The following is an 18,506-nucleotide window of genomic DNA, read 5'->3' as shown; positions in this document are numbered from 1 at the left end:
ACCGACGGAGACGAGAACGATGAGCGTGAGCGACCAGGGCGCCACCGTGTGGCTGACCGGGCTGCCGAGCGCGGGCAAGACCACGATCGCCTACGCGCTGGCCGAGCGGCTGCGCGCCGACGGCCACCGGGTGGAGGTCCTCGACGGTGACGAGATCCGCGAGTTCCTCTCCGCCGGCCTCGGCTTCGGCCGCGAGGACCGGCACACCAACGTGCAGCGCATCGGGTTCGTCGCCGAACTCCTCGCGAGCAACGGCGTCAAGGCGCTCGTGCCGGTGATCGCGCCGTTCGCGGACAGCCGGGAGGCCGTCCGCAAGCGGCACGCCGCCGAGGGCACCACGTACCTGGAGGTCCATGTGGCCACCCCGGTCGAGGTCTGCTCCGAGCGCGACGTGAAGGGCCTGTACGCCAAGCAGGCGGCGGGCGAGATATCCGGTCTGACCGGCGTCGACGACCCGTACGAGGCGCCGGAGTCCCCGGACCTCCGCATCGAGTCGCACACGCAGTCCGTGCACGAGTCGGCCTCGGCCCTGCACGCGCTGCTCACCGAGAGGGGTCTGGCATGACGGCCACCGTCGCACACGTCCACGAAGGGACGGACGCGCCCTACGCGCTGTCGCACCTCGACGCCCTCGAATCGGAGGCCGTGCACATCTTCCGCGAGGTGGCGGGCGAGTTCGAGAAGCCGGTGGTGCTGTTCTCCGGCGGCAAGGACTCCATCGTCATGCTGCACCTGGCGCTGAAGGCCTTCGCCCCGGCGCCGGTCCCCTTCACGCTGCTGCACGTGGACACCGGCCACAACTTCCCCGAGGTCCTCGCGTACCGCGACCGGGCCGTGGAGAAGCACAACCTGCGCCTGCACGTGGCCTCCGTCCAGGAGTACATCGACGCGGGCAAGCTCCGCGAGCGCCCGGACGGCGTCCGCAACCCGCTGCAGACCGTCCCCCTCACGGAGGCGATCCAGCGGCTGAGGTTCGACGCGGTCTTCGGCGGTGGCCGCCGTGACGAGGAGAAGGCCCGCGCCAAGGAGCGGGTGTTCTCCCTGCGCGACGAGTTCTCCCAGTGGGACCCGCGCCGCCAGCGGCCCGAACTGTGGCAGCTCTACAACGGCCGCCACGCCCCCGGCGAGCACGTGCGCGTCTTCCCGCTCTCCAACTGGACCGAGCTGGACGTGTGGCAGTACATCGCCCGCGAGGGCATCGAGCTCCCGGAGATCTACTTCGCCCACGAGCGCGAGGTGTTCCGGCGCAACGGCATGTGGTTGACGGCCGGCGAATGGGGCGGCCCGAAGCGGGACGAGTCCACCGAGACGCGTCTCATCCGCTACCGGACCGTCGGTGACATGTCCTGCACGGGTGCCGTCGACTCCGACGCCACCACGCTGGACGCCGTGATCACCGAGATCGCCGCCTCCCGGCTCACCGAGCGGGGCGCGACCCGCGCCGACGACAAGATGTCCGAGGCCGCGATGGAAGACCGCAAGCGCGAAGGGTACTTCTAGACATGACCTCCACCACCGAGCAGGTCGCCGGCTTCGTCGACCCTTCAGCGACCACGCTGCTGCGCTTCGCGACCGCCGGTTCCGTCGACGACGGCAAGTCCACCCTGGTCGGGCGGCTGTTGCACGACTCCAAGTCGATCCTGACCGACCAGCTGGAGGCCGTCGAGGCCGTCTCCGCCCAGCGCGGCCAGGACACCCCCGACCTCGCGCTGCTGACCGACGGCCTGCGGGCCGAGCGGGAGCAGGGCATCACGATCGACGTGGCGTACCGCTACTTCGCGACGACCCGGCGCCGGTTCATCCTCGCGGACACCCCCGGGCACGTGCAGTACACCCGGAACATGGTCACCGGTGCCTCCACCGCCGACCTGGCGGTCGTCCTGGTCGACGCCCGCAACGGCGTGATCGAGCAGACCCGGCGGCACGCGGCCGTCGCGGCCCTGCTGCGGGTCCCGCACGTGGTCCTGGCCGTCAACAAGATGGACCTGGTGGGCTACGAGGAGAAGGCCTTCGCGAGGATCGCCGAGGAGTTCACCGCGTACGCCTCCGACCTGGGCGTCCCGGAGATCACCGCCATCCCGATCTCGGCGCTGGCCGGCGACAACGTGGTGGAGCCCTCCGCGAACATGGACTGGTACGGCGGCCCGACCGTGCTGGAGCACCTGGAGACGGTCCCGGTCAGCCACGACCTGACCGCCTGCCCGGCCCGCTTCCCCGTGCAGTACGTGATCCGCCCCCAGTCGGCGGAGCACCCCGACTACCGCGGCTACGCGGGTCAGATCGCCTCCGGCGTGCTGCGTGTCGGCGAGGCCGTCACGGTCCTCCCGTCGGGCCGCACCTCGGTGATCGAGGGGATCGACGCGCTCGGCGAGAGCGTGGACATCGCCTGGGCGCCTCAGTCGGTGACGCTGCGGCTGCGGGACGACATCGACATCTCGCGCGGCGACCTGATCGCGCCGTCCGCGAGCGCGCCGGCCACGACCCAGGACGTCGAGGCGACGGTCTGCCACGTGGCCGACCAGCCGCTGGCCGTGGGCGCCCGGGTGCTGCTCAAGCACACGACGCGCACGGTGAAGGCGATCGTCAAGGAGATCCCCTCGCGGCTCACCCTGGACGACCTGTCCCAGCACCCGAACCCGGGGCAGCTCGTCGCGAACGACATCGGCCGCGTCGTCGTGCGCACGGCCGAGCCGCTGGCGCTGGACGCGTACGCGGCCTCGCGTCGTACCGGGTCCTTCCTGCTGATCGACCCGGCCGACGGAACCACCCTGGCCGCGGGCATGGCGGGCGAGTCCTTCGCCTCCCAGGCCCACACCACCGTGCAGGCGGATGAGGAAGGGTGGGATTTCTGACGTGCTCGACATCTACGCGACGTTCGCGAAGGAGGGCGGCCGCGTCGGCAGCGGCTCCCTCGGCAGCGGCCAGGGAGGCGTGGCGCGATGTGCGTGATGACGTACGCGCACCGCTCGCGCGCCCTCACCCCCCACGCGTCGCCCCCGCTCCGTAGACGAAGACGTGCGTCGTGAATCGACGCCTTGAGAGGAAGCTCTCCCGTGCCTGCCACCGGTACCGCCCGTAAGACCCCGCGCCGCAGCGTTGTCGTCGCCGCCGCCCTGCCGCTGTTGATCGGCGCGCTCGCCTCCTGCGGTTACGGCTCGGACGCCGAGAAGGACAAGTCCGCCGACAAGCCCGCACCCGCCGGCGCCGAGGGCAAGAAGCTCTCCGCCCCCGAGGTCCGCATCGGCTACTTCCCCAACCTCACCCACGCCACCGCCCTCGTCGGCATCCACGAAGGCCTCATCGCCAAGGAACTCGGCACCACCACCATCAAGCCGCAGACCTTCAACGCCGGCCCCTCCGAAATCGAAGCCCTCAACGGCGGCTCCCTCGACATCGGCTTCATCGGCCCCTCCCCCTCCATCAACGGCTACGTCAAATCCAAGAGCACCAACCTGCGCATCATCTCCGGCTCCGCCTCCGGCGGCGTCAAGCTCGTCGTCAACCCCGACAAGATCAAAACCCTCGACGACATCAAGGGCAAGAAGATCGCCACCCCCCAAAAGGGCAACACCCAAGACGTCGCCTTCCTCAACTGGATCGGCACCAAGGGCTGGAACGTCGACCCCGAATCCGGCAAGGGCGACGTCTCCGTCGTCCGCACCGACAACAAGGTCACCCCCGACGCCTACAAACAAGGCTCCATCGACGGCGCCTGGGTCCCCGAACCCACCGCCTCCAAACTCGTCTCCGAAGGCGCCAAGGTCCTCCTCGACGAAACCGACCTCTGGCCCGACAAGAAGTTCGTCATCACCAACATCATCGTGTCCCAGAAGTTCCTCAAAGAGCACCCCGACGTCGTCGAAGCCGTCCTGACCGGCACCGTCAAGACCAACGACTGGATCAACACCAACCCCGACAAGGCCAAAGCCTCCGCCAACGCCGCCCTCAAAACCCTCAGCGGCAAGGCACTCGACGCCAAGGTCATCGACCCCGCCTGGCCGAGCATCCTCGTCACCGACGACCCCCTCGCCGGCACCCTCAAGACCGAATCCGACTGGGCCGTCAAAGCCAAGCTCATCCAGGAACCCGACCTCACCGGCATCTACACCTCACCGGCATCTACGACCTGAAACTCCTCAACAAGGTCCTCAAGACCGCCGGCAAGCCCGAGGTCTCCGACGCCGGCCTCGGCGCCAAGTAACCCCCGGTCAGCAGAGAATCCCCAGGAGGTGACGACCATGGCCACCACACTTGCCAAGGCTGCCGAGGGCACCGCGGCCGAGCACGGGCACGCCGCCCGCATCGAAAACGTTTCGAAGTCCTTCTCCGGCCCGGCCGGATCGCAGCTCGTCCTGGACGACATCAGTCTCGATGTCGCTCCCGGCGAGTTCGTCACCATCCTGGGGGCGTCGGGGTGTGGCAAGTCCACCCTGCTCAACCTCGTCGCCGGTCTCGACAAGCCCAGCGTGGGCACCATCGAGACCTCCGGCCGCCCGGCCCTGATGTTCCAGGAGCACGCGCTCTTCCCGTGGTTGACGGCGGGCAAGAACATCGAGCTCGCCCTGCGTCTGCGCGGGGTGGCGAAGACGGAGCGCCGCCCGGAGGCCGAGCGGCTGCTGGAACTGGTGCGGCTCGGCGGCGCGTACGGCAAGCGCGTCCACGAACTGTCGGGCGGCATGCGCCAGCGCGTGGCGCTCGCCCGGGCCCTGGCGCAGGACAGTGAACTCCTGCTGATGGACGAGCCGTTCGCGGCCCTGGACGCCATCACCCGGGACGTCCTGCACGGCGAACTCACCCGCATCTGGGAGGAGACCAACGTCTCCGTCCTGTTCGTCACGCACAACGTGCGCGAGGCCGTCCGCCTCGCCCAGCGCGTGGTCCTGCTCTCCTCGCGTCCCGGACGGATCGCGAAGGAATGGACCGTGGGCATCCCGCAGCCGCGCCGCATCGAGGACGCGGACGTCGCGGAGCTGTCCGTCGAGATCACTGAACACCTGCGTGGGGAGATCCGCCGCCATGGCCAGCACTGACACCAAGCTCAAGGGCACGGCCAAGGGCACGGACGATCTGGCGGGCCTGGAGGCCGGCCTGGACGCCCTCGACGCGGTCCAGACGCACCGCACCCCGATCGGCGAGGTCCTCGTCAAGAAGGTCCTGCCGCCGGTCGTCGCCGTCGGTCTGGTCCTCGTCGTCTGGCAGGTCCTCGTCGCGACGAAGATCACCGACGAGACGAAGCTGCCGTCGCTGTCCGCGGTGTGGGACAGCCTGTCCGCCATGTGGCTCCAGGGCACGCTGCTGGAGGTCGTCTGGACCAGCGTCTCCCGTGGTCTGCTCGGCTTCCTGCTGGCCCTGGCCATCGGCACCCCGCTCGGCCTGCTCGTCGCCCGGGTGAAGTTCGTCCGCGCCGCGATAGGCCCGATCCTCCAGGGTCTCCAGTCCCTGCCCTCGGTCGCCTGGGTGCCCCCGGCCGTCCTCTGGTTCGGCCTCAACGACGCCATGATGTACACCGTGATCCTGCTCGGCGCGGTCCCCTCGATCGCCAACGGACTCGTGTCCGGCATCGACCAGGTCCCGCCGCTGTACCTGCGGGCCGGCCGCACCCTCGGGGCCACCGGCCTGCGTGGGGCCCGACACATCGTCATGCCGGCCGCGCTGCCCGGCTACCTGGCCGGTCTCAAGCAGGGCTGGGCCTTCTCCTGGCGTTCCCTGATGGCCGCCGAGATCATCGCCAGCTCGCCCGACCTGGGCCTCGGGCTGGGCCAGCTGTTGGAGAACGGCCGCAACAACATCGACCTGCCGGGCGTGTTCCTCGCGATCATCCTGATCCTGGTCGTCGGCATCGCGATCGACCTGCTGATCTTCAGCCCCGTCGAGCGGTACGTGCTGCGCAGCCGCGGCCTGCTGGTCAAGAGCTGAGTCCCGTGCACGCCGCCCCCGCACTCCTCGTCATCGCCCACGGCAGCCGTGATCCGCGGCACGCGGCGACCGTGCACGCCCTCACCCGGCGTGCGCGGGCGCTGCGGCCCGGACTGCGGGTGGAGACGGCGTACCTGGACTTCAACGCCCCCCGCGTGGACCAGGTGCTGTCCTCCCTGTACGCGTCCGGTGTCCGGGACGTGGTGGCCCTCCCGCTGCTGCTGACCCGGGCCTTCCACGCCAAGACCGACATCCCGGCCGTGTTGTCGGAGGCCTGCGTGCGCCTCCCGGGACTCGCGGTCCGGGTCGCGGACGTACTCGGGCCGTCGCCCCTGCTGACGGCGGCCCTGGAGCGCCGGCTCCTCGAAGCCGGCCTCACCCCGGCGGATCGCGCCGGCACCGGTGTGGTGCTCGCGTCCGCCGGTTCCTCGGACCCGGAGGCGAGCGCGGTGATCGCTGAAATCGCGCGGGAGTGGCGGCACACCGGTTGGTGCGCCGTGCGGCCCGCGTTCGCCTCCGCGGCACTGCCCCGTACGGAGGACGCGGTGCGGGCGCTGCGCGCCGAGGGCGTGCGGCGGGTGGCCGTGGCCCCGTACGTCATCGCCCCCGGCCGGCTCCCGGACCGGATCGCGGCGGGCGCCGAGGCCGCGGGCGCGGACGTGCTCGCCGATGTCCTGGGCGCCGCCCCCGAGTTGGCCCGGCTGCTGCTACGCCGCTACGACGCGGCCGCCCTGGCTCCCGCCCGCCTCTCGGCGCTGTCGGCCTGAGCGGCCGGTCCCACCCCGTCAGGCGCGGGCCGCCGCCTCGTCGGCGAGGGCCGTCAGGTCCGTGATGGACATGGCGCCCGGCGGGAGGTTCTCCCGGGCGAAGATGTTCGCCGCGTGCCGCAGGGTGTCGTTCACCGGGGTGGCCACGCCGTGCAGCCGGCCGAGCAGGGAGATCTCCCCGTTGAGGTAGTCCGCCTCGACCGATCCCGTGCCGCGCGCCAGGCTCTGCCAGGACGACCCGCCCCGCACCCCCGGCGGCTGGTCCACCTTCCCCGCGCGCGCCGCCGTCTGCTCCGCCTCGGACGCATACGCGATGCCGGCGGACTCGAAGGCCGCCTTCGCCTCGCGGATCGCCCGGAGCAGCAACGCCGCCTTCGCGGGATCCGGTTCGGGGCCGGTCGTCGCCTGGATCGCGTTGCCGAGGTTGCCGAGCAGCTTCGCGTACTTCCACCGCGTCACGTCCTCGACGACGGGCGCCTCGAACCCGGACTCCTCCAGGTCGGCGGCGACGGCCCGGATCCGTGCGTCGCTGCCGCCGGCCGCCCGGCCCAGGTGCAGGATCCCGGTCAGGGGCGCGCACAGCGCGGAGACCACGCCCGGCTCCAGGAAGGTCGCGGGCAGCCAGACGCACACCCCGTACACCCGGGCGAAGCGGCGCAGCGCCAGCCGTTCGCTCTCCACGCCGTTCTGCAGACACAGCACGGGCAGTCGCTGCGCGGCCGTGCCGCCGCCCGTGACCTCCGCGTCGCCCCACGCGTCCAGTGCCGCGATGGCGTCCTGCGTCTTCACGGACAGCAGCAGCACGTCGTCCGGGCGCAGCTCGCCGAGTTCCGCCGGGCCGGTGACGACGGGCAGCCGGTGCACCTGCGTCCCGTCGGTGGTCGTGAGCCGCAGCCCGTCGGCCCGCAGCGCCTCGGCGTGCGCGCCGCGTGCGGACAGGACGACCTCCCGGCCCGTCCGTGCGAGCCGGCCGCCGATGGTCGCGCCGATCGCCCCGGCGCCGATGATGATGTAACGCATCCGCAGAGCCTGGCACATCCGGCGTCCCGGGTTACCGTCGGGCCATGACGGACACGATGTTCAGACTCGGTGGGGACCTGCCCGTGCGCCGCCTCGGGCTCGGTACGGGTGGTCTGGTCGGCCCCGGCTACTGGGGTCCGCGCGGGGACCCGGCCGAGGCCCTGGCCCTGCTGCGCACGGCCGTGGAACTCGGGGTGACCCTGATCGACACGGCCGACAACTACGGGCCCGATCTGGCGGAGGAGCTGATCGCGGAGGCCCTGTACCCGTACGACGAGCGGCTGGTGATCGCCACCAAGGGCGGGGTGGTGCGTACCGGTCCGGACCTCTGGCACGTGTCGGGCCGTCCGGAGCGGCTGCGGGAGCAGTGCGAGGCGAGCCTGCGCCGGCTGCGGGTGGAGCGGATCGACCTGTACCAGTTGCACCGCCTGGATCCGGCCCTCCCCGCGGTGGAACAGCTCGGCCTGCTGGCCCAGTTGCAGGCCGAGGGCAAGATCCGGCACGTCGGCCTGGACACGGTGACGGCGGCGCAGTTGGCGTCGGCGGTGGAGCTGATGCCGATCGCGTCGGTGCAGAACCCGTACAACCTGCTGGACCGTTCCTCGGCCGACGTGCTGGCGTTGTGCGAGGCGCACGGGGTCGCCTTCCTGCCCTACTACCCGCTGGGCAGCGGGACCCTGACCCGCGAGAGCGCGGCCGCGGTCACCGCGGTCGCGGGCGGGCACGGGGCGGGTCCGGGGCAGATCGCCCTGGCCTGGCTGTTGCACCACTCCCCGAACCTGTGCCCCACGCCGGGTACCGGATCTCCCGCGCATCTCGCGGAGAACCTGGCCGCGGCGACGATCCCGCTCGCCCCGCGGGAACTCGCCCTGCTGGACGCCCTGGTGGCGTAGCGCGTGGCGCGCCGCATGGCCGGCGGCCGTGCGGCGGGTCCGCTCCGGCTCAGTCCCGGGTGAGTTCGACGAGCTTGACGACCGTGTTCCAGTTCCGGGTGGTCACGTCGAGCCCCTTCACGACGGCGGGCCTGGCCAGGACCTCGGCCAGCTTCGATCGGCCGAGGCCGTCCGGGGTGTGGAGGTAGACGACCCGGTCGCCGACCCGGAACTCCTCGGGGAGGAAGGCGGGTGCGTCGATGGCGGCGAAGCGCTCCTCGCCGGGTTGCTCGGAGCAGAAGGTGGCGTGCAGTTGCCTGCCCTCCAGCTCGGCGGCGGGGAAGGGGCAGGCGTCGGCGACGGCCCGCAGGTGGTCGCCGTCGACCACCAGGCAGGGCACCGTGAAGCCGAAGTGGGCCTCGATGGCCGCCTCCAGCGCGCGGGCGAGAATGGTGGTGTCCCGTTCCGCGCTGCCGAAGACGGCGTTGCCGCTCTGCAGGTACGTCCGTACGTCTTGGTGGCCGAGGCCCTCCAGGACCTGGCGCAGTTCGGCCATGGGGACCTTCTTGTGGCCGCCGACGTTGATGCCGCGCAGCAGTGCGGCGTACTTCCGAGGTGTCATGCCCGAACGATAGGGCGGGGGTCGGACAGTTCGGCCTCGATGAGGTCGGCGGCCCGGCGCGTGCCGCCCTCCGCGGCCATCGCGGCGCGGACGGCCTCGGCGCGGGCGGCGACCTCGGGGTCGGCGACGAGTGCGAGGACCGCCTCGCGCAGGGTCGTGGCGTCGGCCTCCTCCATGGGGACGTGGCGGGCGATGCCGAGCGCCTGGAGCACGTCGGCGTTGCCGAACTGGTCCACGGCCTGCGGGACCGCGACCATCGGGGTGGCGGTGGCCATGCCTTCCTGGCTGCCGCCGGCGCCCGCGTGGGTGATGAAGGCGTCGGCCTGGCGCAGGACGTCGAGTTGGGGCACCCAGCGGTGCACCTCGATGTGGTCGGGGATGGCGCCGAGTGCGGCGATGTCGGTCTTCTTGCCGATCTGGAGGACGACGTGCCAGTCGGGCAGGTCGCCGAAGGCCTCGACGCACGCCCGGTAGAAGTCGGGCCGGTCCGTGAAGGCGGAGCCGAGCGAGACCAGGAGCACCTTCTTCCCGGCGGCGTCGGCGGGGCGGGTCCAGGTGCCCTGGTCGGCGGCCCGGTCGCCCTGGCAGGCGCCGACGAAGGTGTACACGGACTCGTCGACCCGGTCGGCGTGCGGTTGCAGCGCCTTGGGGATGAGCACGATGCTGCGCCGGGGGCGGCCGATCAGATGGTCGGAGTCCTCGGCGATGCCGTTCTCGTCGAGCCAGGCGCGAAAGCGGGCGTAGTAGGCCCTGCCGCGTTCGCCGGCGCGCAGTTGCGCGGTCATGGGTGCGGCGACCTCCTCCTCGTAGCCGGTCCAGGCGACCAGGTTCGGGGAGAGGGAGACGTCGGGGACGCCCCAGCGGCGGGCCAGGACGATCGCCGGGTAGGAGGTGATGTCGTGGATGACGAGGTCGGGCTCGTCCCCTTCGAAGGCGGCGGCGAGTCGGGGCAGCGCCTGGATGGCGTCGTCGAGGAAGGGCTCGATGTTGTCGATGAGTTCGGTGCCCCAGGCCTCGGGGTTGTCCTCGGTGGGGAGGGTGGATTCCCAGATCACCGGGGTGGCGCCGGTCGCCGCGACCTTCTCGGCGAAGGAGGCGGGAATGGCGTAGCTGACGCGGTGGCCGCGGGCGACGAGCTCCCGGATCACCTCGATGCTCGGGTTCACGTGTCCGTGCGCGGCGATGGAGAACATGGCGATGTGCGCGGGCTTGACTGGGGTCATGTTCCGACCATAACGAGACGAGACGTCTCGTGCAACGGGTTTCTCCCCGCCGCCCCCCGGGGGTGCCGCGCGCCGGGGTGCCGGGCCGATCACGCCGGGATGACAGACTTGGCGGATTCACCACGATCCGGAGAGACGGCGGACAGCAGGCATGGACGAGGCGCGGGCCAGGGACGTACTCACAGCGGCGGGCCTCACCGGCCGGGCCGATCTGCTGACCTTCGGCGAGAACGCCGTCTTCGCGGTCGGCGACGACCTGGTGGCCAAGGTGGGCCGCGAGGCGGCGCTGTTGGAGCGCGCCGAGCGCGAGTTGGCCGTGGCGGGCTGGCTCGCGCAGGCCGGAGTCCCCGCCGTGCGCGCCGCCGAGCCGTCGGCCAGGCTGGTGGCCGGGCACCCCGTGACCCTGTGGCACCGATTGCCCGCCGCGGTCCGACCGGCGGGACCCGAGGACCTCGCGGCCCTGCTGCGCCTGATCCACGCGTTGCCCGCGCCGCCGTTCACCCTGCCGGCGCGCGACCTGCTGGGCGGAGTGGAACGCTGGCTGCGGTTCGCCGGCGGGGCCGTCGACCCGGCGGACGCCGCGTACCTGAGGGCCCGCCGCGACGCGTACGCGACCGAGGTCGCCGCGCTGACCCCGCGCCTCCCCCTCGGCCCGATCCACGGCGACGCCCTGCCCCGCAACGTCCACGTGGGGCCGGACGGGCCGGTACTGGTGGACCTGGAGACCGTGTCGAGCGACCTTCGCGAACACGACCTGGTGGTGATGGCCCTGTCCCGCGACCGCTACGGGCTGCCCACCGCCTCGTACGAGGCGTTCGTGACGGCGTACGGATGGGACGTGCGCGAGTGGGAGGGCTGCGCGGTCCTGCGCGGCGCCCGGGAGACGGCGAGTTGCGCCTGGGTCTCCCAGCACGCGCCGGACAACCCGAAGGCGCTGGCGGAGTTCCGCCGCCGGGTCGCCTCGCTGCGGGACGGCGACACCGCGACGCGCTGGCATCCCTTCTGAGCCGCGGGAGTTCGACCGCGCGCACACACCCCGCCGCGGCCGGATGCGCACGATGTCCCGCTTGCGGAAGGTGATCCCGGTCGCCATCCTCGAAGGCGGCGATGCGCCGGCCCACCCGCCCCATGCTCCCGATCACGAGATCGACCGCCGAGCGGGCATCGTCGACAACCACGGGGAGCAGCGTGCCGTCCTTCGTCCACCGGATCACCAAGTACGACCCTGCCGATCGCGACGAGCGCGGCGGTTACATCGGCGCCGAGGACACGATCAGCGACCACGGACCGGTCGAGGGCGCGTATCTGCGAGCGATTGCCGCCTTCGCCGAGGACACCGGCATCGACCGTCTGGCCGTTCGCGAGCCGGAGATCTCCTTCCTTGTCCGCTTCGGCCTGGAGCCGACGATCGACGGCCACGGCCTCGCCGGGCCCGGAGCGGCTGGAGGCCTCGCCCTACGACGCGGACTTCGACGAGCCCGGTGTGCAGCGGCCCGCCGACGAGGACTTCTAAGCGCGTGTGCGCTGGTCCGTCGCCATGCGGCACGCGGCGATGCTGGAGGAGGGGTACCTACACAATGTCTCCCATTGGCACCGCCTCACCGAGGACACGATCGATGCGGTACGCGCCCGACTGACCCCGCGTGCCCAGTTGACCGTCTGGCCCGACCTGTCCGCCGATGTCGACGCGGTCCTCGCCTCGCTTCCCGACGAGGGTCCGGTGGAGTTCGTGTGGGAGGACGAGAACGGGGTCATCTCCAGCACGACGGTCGACGAGTCGGAGTACGGCGAACTGGCCGCCCGGGTGGCGGGCGCCCGTGCCGCCACGGCCCTGTCCTTGACCCTCGACGAACGCCACCCGCTGTTCACCGCGGTCCTGCCCGACAGCGACGGCGTCCTGCGCGCCCGGTGGCGGACCGAGCCGACGCCGAGTGACCGGAACTGGGCCTTGACACGTGGACCGGCCCGAGGACGTGGTTCGGGTCGGAGACGGCCTGCTCGTGAACATCATGGACGTCGACGTTCCACGGCGCCGGATCACTCTCTCCCACCTACAGGCGCTCCCCTCCGGAGAGCGCTGAGCGGCGCCGTCATCGTCTCCGGGGAATGAGTGGCCAGGCCGGCTCGACGACCGTCGTCGGATCCGCGGTACGCCGCAGATACGCCTGCAAGGAGACCGACTGCTCGGCCGCCGCGCGCACCTGAAGGTCATGCAGATCCGCCAACGGCATCGCGGCGACGGGACGGTGCTTCTCGCCCATGCGTCGCACCACCCGGGCTGCGGCCACGGCATCGGCCCTCGCGTCGTGCGCGTCGTCGAGCGACACCCCGTAGTGGTCACACAGTGCGTGGAGGGCCCGCTTGCCCCTCCGGTACTTGTCGACGTGCTTGTCGATCACCAGCGGATCGATGACGGGCGAAGGCACACTGCCCAGCCGCTCGCTGATCGACTCGACCTCGTGCCGCCGACACTCACGGTCCAGCAGTGACAGGTCGTAGCGTGCGTTCATCACCACCAGCGGCGTGCCGAGCCGCAGCCCCTCGGCGACTGCCTGTGCGATCTCCTCTATGGCGGAAGCGGCCGGCACCCCGTGCTCGCGGGCGTGTTCCGTCGAGATGCCGTGGATCGCCGATGCCTGCTCCGGTATCGCCACCCCTGGATCCAGCAACCAGGTCCGCTCGGCCGATACGGCCCCGGCCGAATCCAGCCGCACGACCGCCGCCGTGACGATGCGGTCGGTCTCGACGTCGGTGCCCGTGGTCTCCAGGTCGAAGGCCACCAACGGTCCACTGATCCAGCTCATCACGCGGCCCTCGTTCCGGCGTGGGTCGCCGGCCGGCTCCGCGCTTCGCCGTCGCGCACCTCGACCGCAGCGGCGGTCACGATCCGCGACTCCCCCGGTTCCGTGCCGGTCGTCTCCAGGTCGAGCCCGACCAACGTTCCCCCGTGCCACGCCGCCATGACGCGCCCCTCCCCCGTACGAACTTCCGGTCAATGACTTTCAGCCTGCCACGGGGTACTGACAGCCCGGTCGCCGGGTCGGGCCGTCGTCCGGCGGCGCGCGGGTCACGACACCGGCCGGGAGTCCTCCCACACCGATTCGAATTCCTCCCGGTACGTCGTGAACAGCCCGTGGTCGGCGTCCTTGGGCACGCCCCGCCCGCCCCCGCGCAGCACGAGCACGGGGGCCTCCATGCCGCGGGCCCGGCGCAGGTACGACTGGACCACGGCGATCCCCGAGGACTCGCCCTCCACCAGGTACGCGGTGAAGCGCGGGGTCTCGTCGAAGACGTGGATGTCGAAGCGCGAGGGGTCGCGCAGGCCGGCCCGGACCCGCCGCACGTGCAGGATGTTCATCTCGACCGAGCGGCTGAGCTCCCCCTTGCGCAGCCCCAGTTCCCGTTCGCGGCGTTTGACGGCGCTGCTGGCCGGGTTCAGGAAGAGCAGTCGGACCCGGCAGCCCGCCTCGGTGAGCCGTACGAGTCTTCGCCCGGAGAAGTTCTGGACCAGCAGGTTGAGGCCTATGCCGATGGCGTCGAGCCGGCGCGCCCCGCCGAACAGGTCCTCCGCCGGCAGTTGCCGCTGGAGCCGCACCCGGTCCGGGTGGACCGAGATGACGTCCGCGTACCGGTCCCCGACCAGGTCCTCGACGGCGTCGATCGGCAGCCGGTCGGCCGACGGGGAGCCCGAGCCGCCGCCGAGCACCTCCAGCAGTCGCGCCGAGGCCCGCTCGGCCTGCTCCAGCACCGCCCGCGACAGGGCCCGGTTGCGGGAGACGACGTTCCGGGTGACCTCCAGCTCGTCGAGGGCCAGCTCGATCTCGCGCCGGTCGTCGAAGTACGGTTCGAAGCAGGGCCAGTGCTGGACCATCAGCTCCCGCAACTGCGGCAGCGTCAGGAAGCTCAGGACGTTGTCGTCGGCCGAGTCCAGGAGGTAGCCCTTGCGCCGGCTGACCTCGCGCACGGCCACCGCCCGCTGCACCCACTCCTGACCGGCGGGCCCGGCGGCGGCGACCACCCAGTCGTCCCCGCCGTGCGCCGGCTCGTAGATCGGCCGCAGCACCGCCCCGACCACCGAGCGCAGCCGCTGTTCGATGAGGTTCAGCCAGATGTACGCGCGTCCCGCCCGCTGGGCCCGGGTCCGGACCTCGCTCCAGGCGTCCGCGCTCCAGTCCAGTTCGGCTCCGGCCCGGGTTCCTCCGGTCTCCGGCGGGGCCAGCGAGACCGCTCCGGCCGGCACTCCCGCGGGCCCGCCCCCCGCGGTGTCCGCCGGGCCACCCTCGTGACCGCTGTCACCAGGGGGCAGCTCCAGACCTCCCGAGCTCACCCGTGCACCGCCTTCTGCGTCTGGACGCCCGTCTCCAGTGATCACGGAAGGGTACTCCGCGCGCGCGGCCGGATGCAGCCCGATGGCCCTTACACCGGCTGCCCGTTGACCCATTATCCGATGCCCACACAGTCCACTGACCCGCATATCAGCTCTCCGGGTCACCCGGTAGGAGCATCCCAAGTCCCCGCTTGGGGGCGCTCTTTCGGGGAAGATCTGGCAGTGACGTGGTGTACGCCGGATCGCCAGGGGCATCCACCGACATCGAGGGAAGAGTCGTTATCCATGCAGATCTGGCCGGGACAGGCGTATCCGCTGGGTGCCACGTACGACGGCGCCGGCACCAATTTCGCGGTCTACTCCGAGGCCGCCCGACGGATCGAGCTGTGTCTGTTGCACGACGACGGCTCGGAGACCGCCGTCGAACTGCGCGAGACGGACGCCTTCGTCCGACACGCCTACCTGCCCGGGGTGATGCCGGGCCAGCGCTACGGGTTCCGGGTCCACGGCCCGTACGAACCCGAGCACGGCCTCCGGTGCAACGCGGCGAAGCTGCTGCTCGACCCGTACGCGCGCGCCATCAGCGGCAGCGTCGACTGGGGCGAACAGGTGTACGGCTACCACTTCGGTCGGCCGGACTCCCGCAACGACCTGGACTCGGCCCCGCGCACGATGAGTTCGGTCGTGGTGAACCCGTACTTCGACTGGGCCAACGACCGACCGCCGCGCCACGAGTACCACCACACCGTGCTGTACGAGGCGCACGTCAAGGGTCTGACGATGCGGCACCCGGACCTCCCGGAGGAGCTCCGCGGCACCTACGGGGCCCTCGCGCACCCGGCGGTCATCGGGCACCTGACCAAGCTCGGGGTGACCGCGCTGGAGCTGATGCCGGTGCACCAGTACGTCAACGACCACCGGCTGGTGGACGACGGGCTCAGCAACTACTGGGGCTACAACACCATCGGCTTCTTCGCTCCGCACAACGGCTACGCCTCCGGCGACCGCGGCCAGCAGGTGCTGGAGTTCAAGTCCGCGGTGCGGGCCCTGCACGAGGCCGGGATCGAGGTGATCCTCGACGTGGTCTACAACCACACGGCGGAGGGGAACCACCTGGGGCCGACGCTGTCCTTCCGGGGGCTGGACAACGCCTCGTACTACCGGCTGGCGGAGGACCCCCGGCACTACATGGACACCACCGGCACCGGGAACTCCCTGCTGATGCGGTCCCCCCACGTGCTCCAGCTGATCATGGACTCGTTGCGCTACTGGGTCACGGAGATGCACGTCGACGGTTTCCGCTTCGACCTCGCGGCCACCCTGGCCCGGCAGTTCCACGAGGTGGACCGGCTGTCGTCGTTCTTCGACCTGGTCCAGCAGGACCCGGTGGTCAGCCAGGTGAAGCTGATCGCCGAGCCCTGGGACCTGGGCGAGGGCGGCTACCAGGTGGGCAACTTCCCGCCCCTGTGGACGGAATGGAACGGCAAGTACCGCGACACCGTGCGGGACATGTGGCGCGGGCAGCCGCGCACGCTGGCGGAGTTCGCGGGACGGCTGACGGGCTCCTCCGACCTCTACCAGGACGACGGGCGGCGCCCGCTGGCCTCCATCAACTTCACCACGTGCCACGACGGTTTCACCCTGAACGACCTGGTCTCCTACAACGAGAAGCACAACGAGGCGAATCGGGAGGGCAACCGGGACGGGGAGACCCACAACCGGTCCTGGAACTGCGGGGTGGAGGGTCCGACGGAGGACCCGGAGGTGCTGGAACTGCGCGCGCGCCAGATGCGCAACTTCACGGCCACGTTGATGCTGTCGCAGGGCGTGCCGATGCTGAGCCACGGCGACGAGTTCGCCCGCACCCAGGGCGGCAACAACAACGCCTACTGCCAGGACAACGCGCTGTCCTGGGTGGACTGGCCGGAGCCGGGCAAACCGGCGCCCGGGTTGCTGGAGTTCACCCGGCAGATGGTGTGGTTGCGCCGGGACCACCCGGTGTTCCGGCGGCGCCGGTTCTTCCACGGCCGGCCGGTGGAGGGCACCCACGACGAACTCTCGGACATCGCCTGGTTCACCCCGCACGGCGAGGAGATGCGGGCCCGTGACTGGCAGGCGCAGCACGCACGCGCGTTGACGGTGTTCCTCAACGGCGAGGCGATCTCCGAACCGGGCACCCGGGGTGAGCGGATCACCGACGACTCCTTCCTGCTGATGTTCAACGCGGGTTCGGAGGCGCAGGAGTTCACCGTGCCGGCCGGGCACGGGGCCCAGTGGCGCCTGATCGTGGACACGGCCCGTTCGGACGTACTGCCACCCGGCACCGGGCCGCAGTTCGCGGCGGGTGACCGGGTGGCGTTGACGGGTCGGTGCATGGTGGTGCTTCAGCGGCCGGCGTAGGAGGTCCGTCCGGCGGCGGTCGGCCCCTTCTCGCCGGCCGCCCCGATCCGCGGCGCGGTCGCCTGTGCGGGGATGACGACCCCGGGGTGCGGGCGGGCCGCGGGCACCCGGGTGGCCAGGGCCAGGACCAGGCACAGCGCCGCCGCGCCCACGGCGAGCGCGAAGGGGCCCGCGGGCCCGTACCACTCGGCGAGTTGGCCGCTGACCCCGAGCGCGAGGGCCTGGCCGGCGACGAGCGAGCTGGCGGCGAAGGCCATCGCCTCGGCGAGCCGGGCGGGCTGCACGTGCCGCTCGGTGAGCGCGAACGCGGTGATCAGGTGCGGTGCGCAGGCGGCGCCGAGCACGGTGACGACCGCGTACAGCGGCAGCAGGCCGTCGGTGAACACCAGCGGCGCCGAGAAGGCCAGCCCCGCGGCGGTGGCCAGCCTCCAGCGCAGCCGCAGTCCGAAGCGGGCCGGCAGCGCGCCCATGGCCAGGCCCACGACGGCGCTGACCACGCCCATGCAGGCGTAGACGATGCCCGCCTGTCCCGGGACGCCCAGGCGCAGGGTCAGGGCCGCGATCCCTGCCTGGCAGGCGCCGAACACGGCTCCCTGGAGGGCGAGGGAGGCCCTCACCGAGTACACGACGCCCGGCGGCCGGGACCGGCCGCCCTCGGGGCGGTCCGGGGCGGGCGAACCGGCGGTGACGGAGGCCGTCGGGTGGAGCGCGTAGGCACCGCCGAAGACGGCGACGAGGCAGGCGGCGCCCGCGAGGGCGGCGGCCGGGTGCGCGACGAGCGTGGCCGTGCCGACGAGGGCCGGTCCGATGACGAACGACACCTCGTCCAGGGTGCCTTCGAGCGAGTGGACGGCGCCCACCACGCTCTCGTCGGCCTCGGCGCGGCGGGCCAGGGCCACGGAGCGGCTGCGGGCGAGGGGCCCGATCAGCGGGATGGAGGCGCCGGCGACCACCGCGATCGAGGCGAGCGGAACCGTGTCGAGGTGTCCGAGGGCCCCGGCGACCAGGGCGCCGGTGGCGACCGCGTTGACGGCGACGGCGCCCAGGACGACGGGACGCTGCCCTCGGCGGTCGGCGAGCCGGCCCAGGACGGGCCCGAAGGCCACCTGTCCGGCGGAGAGGGCGAACCCGACGATCCCGGCGGTGGCGAGGGAGCCGGTGGTCTCCGCGATCAGCAGCACGCTGCCGAACTGGCACATCGCGACGGGAAGTCGGGCAAGGAAGGAGACGAGCGGCAGGAGGGGCCCGGTCAGGGCGATGACTTTGCGATAGGTGTCGACGGTTCCAAACACCCGAGGAACGTTAACCCGGTGCAGTCACCCGGATGCATTGGGTCATGGCACGGAATCCCGCAGGCTG

17 protein-coding genes and 2 pseudogenes are annotated in these 18,506 nt (G+C 71.7%); 12 read left to right on the top strand and 7 right to left on the bottom strand.

The window, feature by feature from the left end:
• The first annotated feature begins 19 nt into the window (after positions 1-19).
• The 7 genes and pseudogenes from cysC to ADK55_RS34615 all read left to right on the top strand — a co-directional run bounded on the left by cysC (position 20) and on the right by ADK55_RS34615 (position 6,683).
• On the top strand, positions 20-565 hold the full coding sequence (gene cysC / locus ADK55_RS34650) for an adenylyl-sulfate kinase (RefSeq protein ID WP_053684816.1): 546 nt from the start codon (positions 20-22) through the stop codon (positions 563-565).
• Complete coding sequence (gene cysD / locus ADK55_RS34645; protein WP_053684814.1) at positions 562-1,500, top strand: sulfate adenylyltransferase subunit CysD; 939 nt, start codon at positions 562-564, stop codon at positions 1,498-1,500. The genes cysC and cysD overlap by 4 nt, the downstream gene beginning before the upstream one ends.
• A 2-nt stretch (positions 1,501-1,502) precedes the next feature.
• Positions 1,503-2,852, top strand: coding sequence for a sulfate adenylyltransferase subunit 1 (locus ADK55_RS34640; protein WP_053684812.1), 1,350 nt, complete (start codon positions 1,503-1,505; stop codon positions 2,850-2,852).
• A gap of 201 nt (positions 2,853-3,053) precedes the next feature.
• Positions 3,054-4,201: pseudogene (locus tag ADK55_RS34630) on the top strand (aliphatic sulfonate ABC transporter substrate-binding protein).
• A 37-nt stretch (positions 4,202-4,238) separates the two neighbouring features.
• Complete coding sequence (locus tag ADK55_RS34625; protein ID WP_053684808.1) at positions 4,239-5,030, top strand: ABC transporter ATP-binding protein; 792 nt, start codon at positions 4,239-4,241, stop codon at positions 5,028-5,030.
• Entirely contained in the window at positions 5,017-5,916 is a 900-nt protein-coding gene (locus ADK55_RS34620; protein WP_053684806.1) for an ABC transporter permease, read from the top strand. Before ADK55_RS34625 ends, ADK55_RS34620 begins: the two co-directional genes overlap by 14 nt.
• Positions 5,917-5,921: 5 nt before the next feature.
• Entirely contained in the window at positions 5,922-6,683 is a 762-nt protein-coding gene (locus ADK55_RS34615) for a sirohydrochlorin chelatase (RefSeq protein WP_053684804.1), read from the top strand.
• A gap of 18 nt (positions 6,684-6,701) precedes the next feature.
• Here ADK55_RS34615 and ADK55_RS34610 read toward each other — a convergent pair whose 3' ends face one another.
• On the bottom strand, positions 6,702-7,703 hold the full coding sequence (locus tag ADK55_RS34610; RefSeq protein WP_053684803.1) for a ketopantoate reductase family protein: 1,002 nt from the start codon (positions 7,701-7,703) through the stop codon (positions 6,702-6,704).
• Between the two features lie 44 nt (positions 7,704-7,747).
• On the opposite strand from ADK55_RS34610, the gene ADK55_RS34605 reads away from it, so the two are divergent.
• Complete coding sequence (locus ADK55_RS34605; RefSeq protein WP_053684801.1) at positions 7,748-8,596, top strand: aldo/keto reductase; 849 nt, start codon at positions 7,748-7,750, stop codon at positions 8,594-8,596.
• A 49-nt stretch (positions 8,597-8,645) separates the two neighbouring features.
• Here ADK55_RS34605 and ADK55_RS34600 read toward each other — a convergent pair whose 3' ends face one another.
• Together ADK55_RS34600 and mgt are read right to left on the bottom strand one after the other, a co-directional pair.
• On the bottom strand, positions 8,646-9,197 hold the full coding sequence (locus ADK55_RS34600) for a DUF1697 domain-containing protein (RefSeq protein WP_053684799.1): 552 nt from the start codon (positions 9,195-9,197) through the stop codon (positions 8,646-8,648).
• Positions 9,194-10,455, bottom strand: a pseudogene (gene mgt / locus ADK55_RS34595) (macrolide-inactivating glycosyltransferase). Before mgt ends, ADK55_RS34600 begins: the two are co-directional and overlap by 4 nt.
• A gap of 116 nt (positions 10,456-10,571) precedes the next feature.
• Between mgt and ADK55_RS34590 the strand changes: the two are divergent.
• The 3 genes from ADK55_RS34590 to ADK55_RS40350 all read left to right on the top strand — a co-directional run bounded on the left by ADK55_RS34590 (position 10,572) and on the right by ADK55_RS40350 (position 12,530).
• Complete coding sequence (locus tag ADK55_RS34590) at positions 10,572-11,426, top strand: phosphotransferase enzyme family protein (protein ID WP_053684796.1); 855 nt, start codon at positions 10,572-10,574, stop codon at positions 11,424-11,426.
• A gap of 375 nt (positions 11,427-11,801) precedes the next feature.
• Positions 11,802-11,933, top strand: coding sequence for a hypothetical protein (locus tag ADK55_RS40615; protein ID WP_267887375.1), 132 nt, complete (start codon positions 11,802-11,804; stop codon positions 11,931-11,933).
• Between the two features lie 6 nt (positions 11,934-11,939).
• On the top strand, positions 11,940-12,530 hold the full coding sequence (locus ADK55_RS40350; protein ID WP_053684794.1) for a hypothetical protein: 591 nt from the start codon (positions 11,940-11,942) through the stop codon (positions 12,528-12,530).
• Here ADK55_RS40350 and ADK55_RS34580 read toward each other — a convergent pair.
• From ADK55_RS34580 to ADK55_RS34575, 3 genes are all read right to left on the bottom strand, one after another.
• Positions 12,511-13,224 carry a 3'-5' exonuclease gene (locus tag ADK55_RS34580; RefSeq protein WP_053684792.1) on the bottom strand — a complete coding sequence of 238 codons (714 nt, stop codon included), beginning with the start codon at positions 13,222-13,224 and terminating at the stop codon, positions 12,511-12,513. The two genes, ADK55_RS40350 and ADK55_RS34580, sit on opposite strands and share 20 nt — an antisense overlap.
• Entirely contained in the window at positions 13,224-13,382 is a 159-nt protein-coding gene (locus ADK55_RS38195) for a hypothetical protein (protein WP_371591461.1), read from the bottom strand. The genes ADK55_RS34580 and ADK55_RS38195 overlap by 1 nt, the downstream gene beginning before the upstream one ends.
• A gap of 105 nt (positions 13,383-13,487) precedes the next feature.
• A complete protein-coding gene (locus tag ADK55_RS34575; protein WP_053684790.1) occupies positions 13,488-14,747 on the bottom strand; it encodes an SAV2148 family HEPN domain-containing protein in 1,260 nt (419 codons plus the stop codon).
• 285 nt (positions 14,748-15,032) lie between these two features.
• Between ADK55_RS34575 and glgX the strand changes: the two genes are divergently transcribed.
• Positions 15,033-17,147 carry a glycogen debranching protein GlgX gene (gene glgX, locus ADK55_RS34570; RefSeq protein WP_053684788.1) on the top strand — a complete coding sequence of 705 codons (2,115 nt, stop codon included), beginning with the start codon at positions 15,033-15,035 and terminating at the stop codon, positions 17,145-17,147.
• Here glgX and ADK55_RS34565 read toward each other — a convergent pair.
• Entirely contained in the window at positions 17,132-18,439 is a 1,308-nt protein-coding gene (locus ADK55_RS34565) for an MFS transporter (RefSeq protein ID WP_053684786.1), read from the bottom strand. The genes glgX and ADK55_RS34565 overlap by 16 nt on opposite strands.
• Between the last annotated feature and the right edge of the window lie 67 nt (positions 18,440-18,506).

Origin of the sequence: Streptomyces sp. WM4235, from assembly GCF_001279725.1 — a bacterium.
In the GTDB taxonomy this organism is placed as follows: domain Bacteria; phylum Actinomycetota; class Actinomycetes; order Streptomycetales; family Streptomycetaceae; genus Streptomyces.
This window is presented reverse-complemented; position numbering and strand designations above follow the sequence as displayed.

Excerpts from the sequence above, each read along its gene's own strand:
- cysC (WP_053684816.1), top strand. The coding sequence starts at position 20 with ATGAGCGTGAGCGACCAGGGCGCCACCGTGTGGCTGACCGGGCTGCCG.
- cysD (WP_053684814.1), top strand. The coding sequence starts at position 562 with ATGACGGCCACCGTCGCACACGTCCACGAAGGGACGGACGCGCCCTAC.
- ADK55_RS34640 (WP_053684812.1), top strand. The coding sequence starts at position 1,503 with ATGACCTCCACCACCGAGCAGGTCGCCGGCTTCGTCGACCCTTCAGCG.
- ADK55_RS34625 (WP_053684808.1), top strand. The coding sequence starts at position 4,239 with ATGGCCACCACACTTGCCAAGGCTGCCGAGGGCACCGCGGCCGAGCAC.
- ADK55_RS34620 (WP_053684806.1), top strand. The coding sequence starts at position 5,017 with ATGGCCAGCACTGACACCAAGCTCAAGGGCACGGCCAAGGGCACGGAC.
- ADK55_RS34610 (WP_053684803.1), bottom strand. The coding sequence starts at position 7,703 with ATGCGTTACATCATCATCGGCGCCGGGGCGATCGGCGCGACCATCGGC.
- ADK55_RS34605 (WP_053684801.1), top strand. The coding sequence starts at position 7,748 with ATGACGGACACGATGTTCAGACTCGGTGGGGACCTGCCCGTGCGCCGC.
- ADK55_RS34600 (WP_053684799.1), bottom strand. The coding sequence starts at position 9,197 with ATGACACCTCGGAAGTACGCCGCACTGCTGCGCGGCATCAACGTCGGC.
- ADK55_RS34590 (WP_053684796.1), top strand. The coding sequence starts at position 10,572 with ATGGACGAGGCGCGGGCCAGGGACGTACTCACAGCGGCGGGCCTCACC.
- ADK55_RS34580 (WP_053684792.1), bottom strand. The coding sequence starts at position 13,224 with ATGAGCTGGATCAGTGGACCGTTGGTGGCCTTCGACCTGGAGACCACG.
- ADK55_RS38195 (WP_371591461.1), bottom strand. The coding sequence starts at position 13,382 with ATGGCGGCGTGGCACGGGGGAACGTTGGTCGGGCTCGACCTGGAGACG.
- glgX (WP_053684788.1), top strand. The coding sequence starts at position 15,033 with ATGCAGATCTGGCCGGGACAGGCGTATCCGCTGGGTGCCACGTACGAC.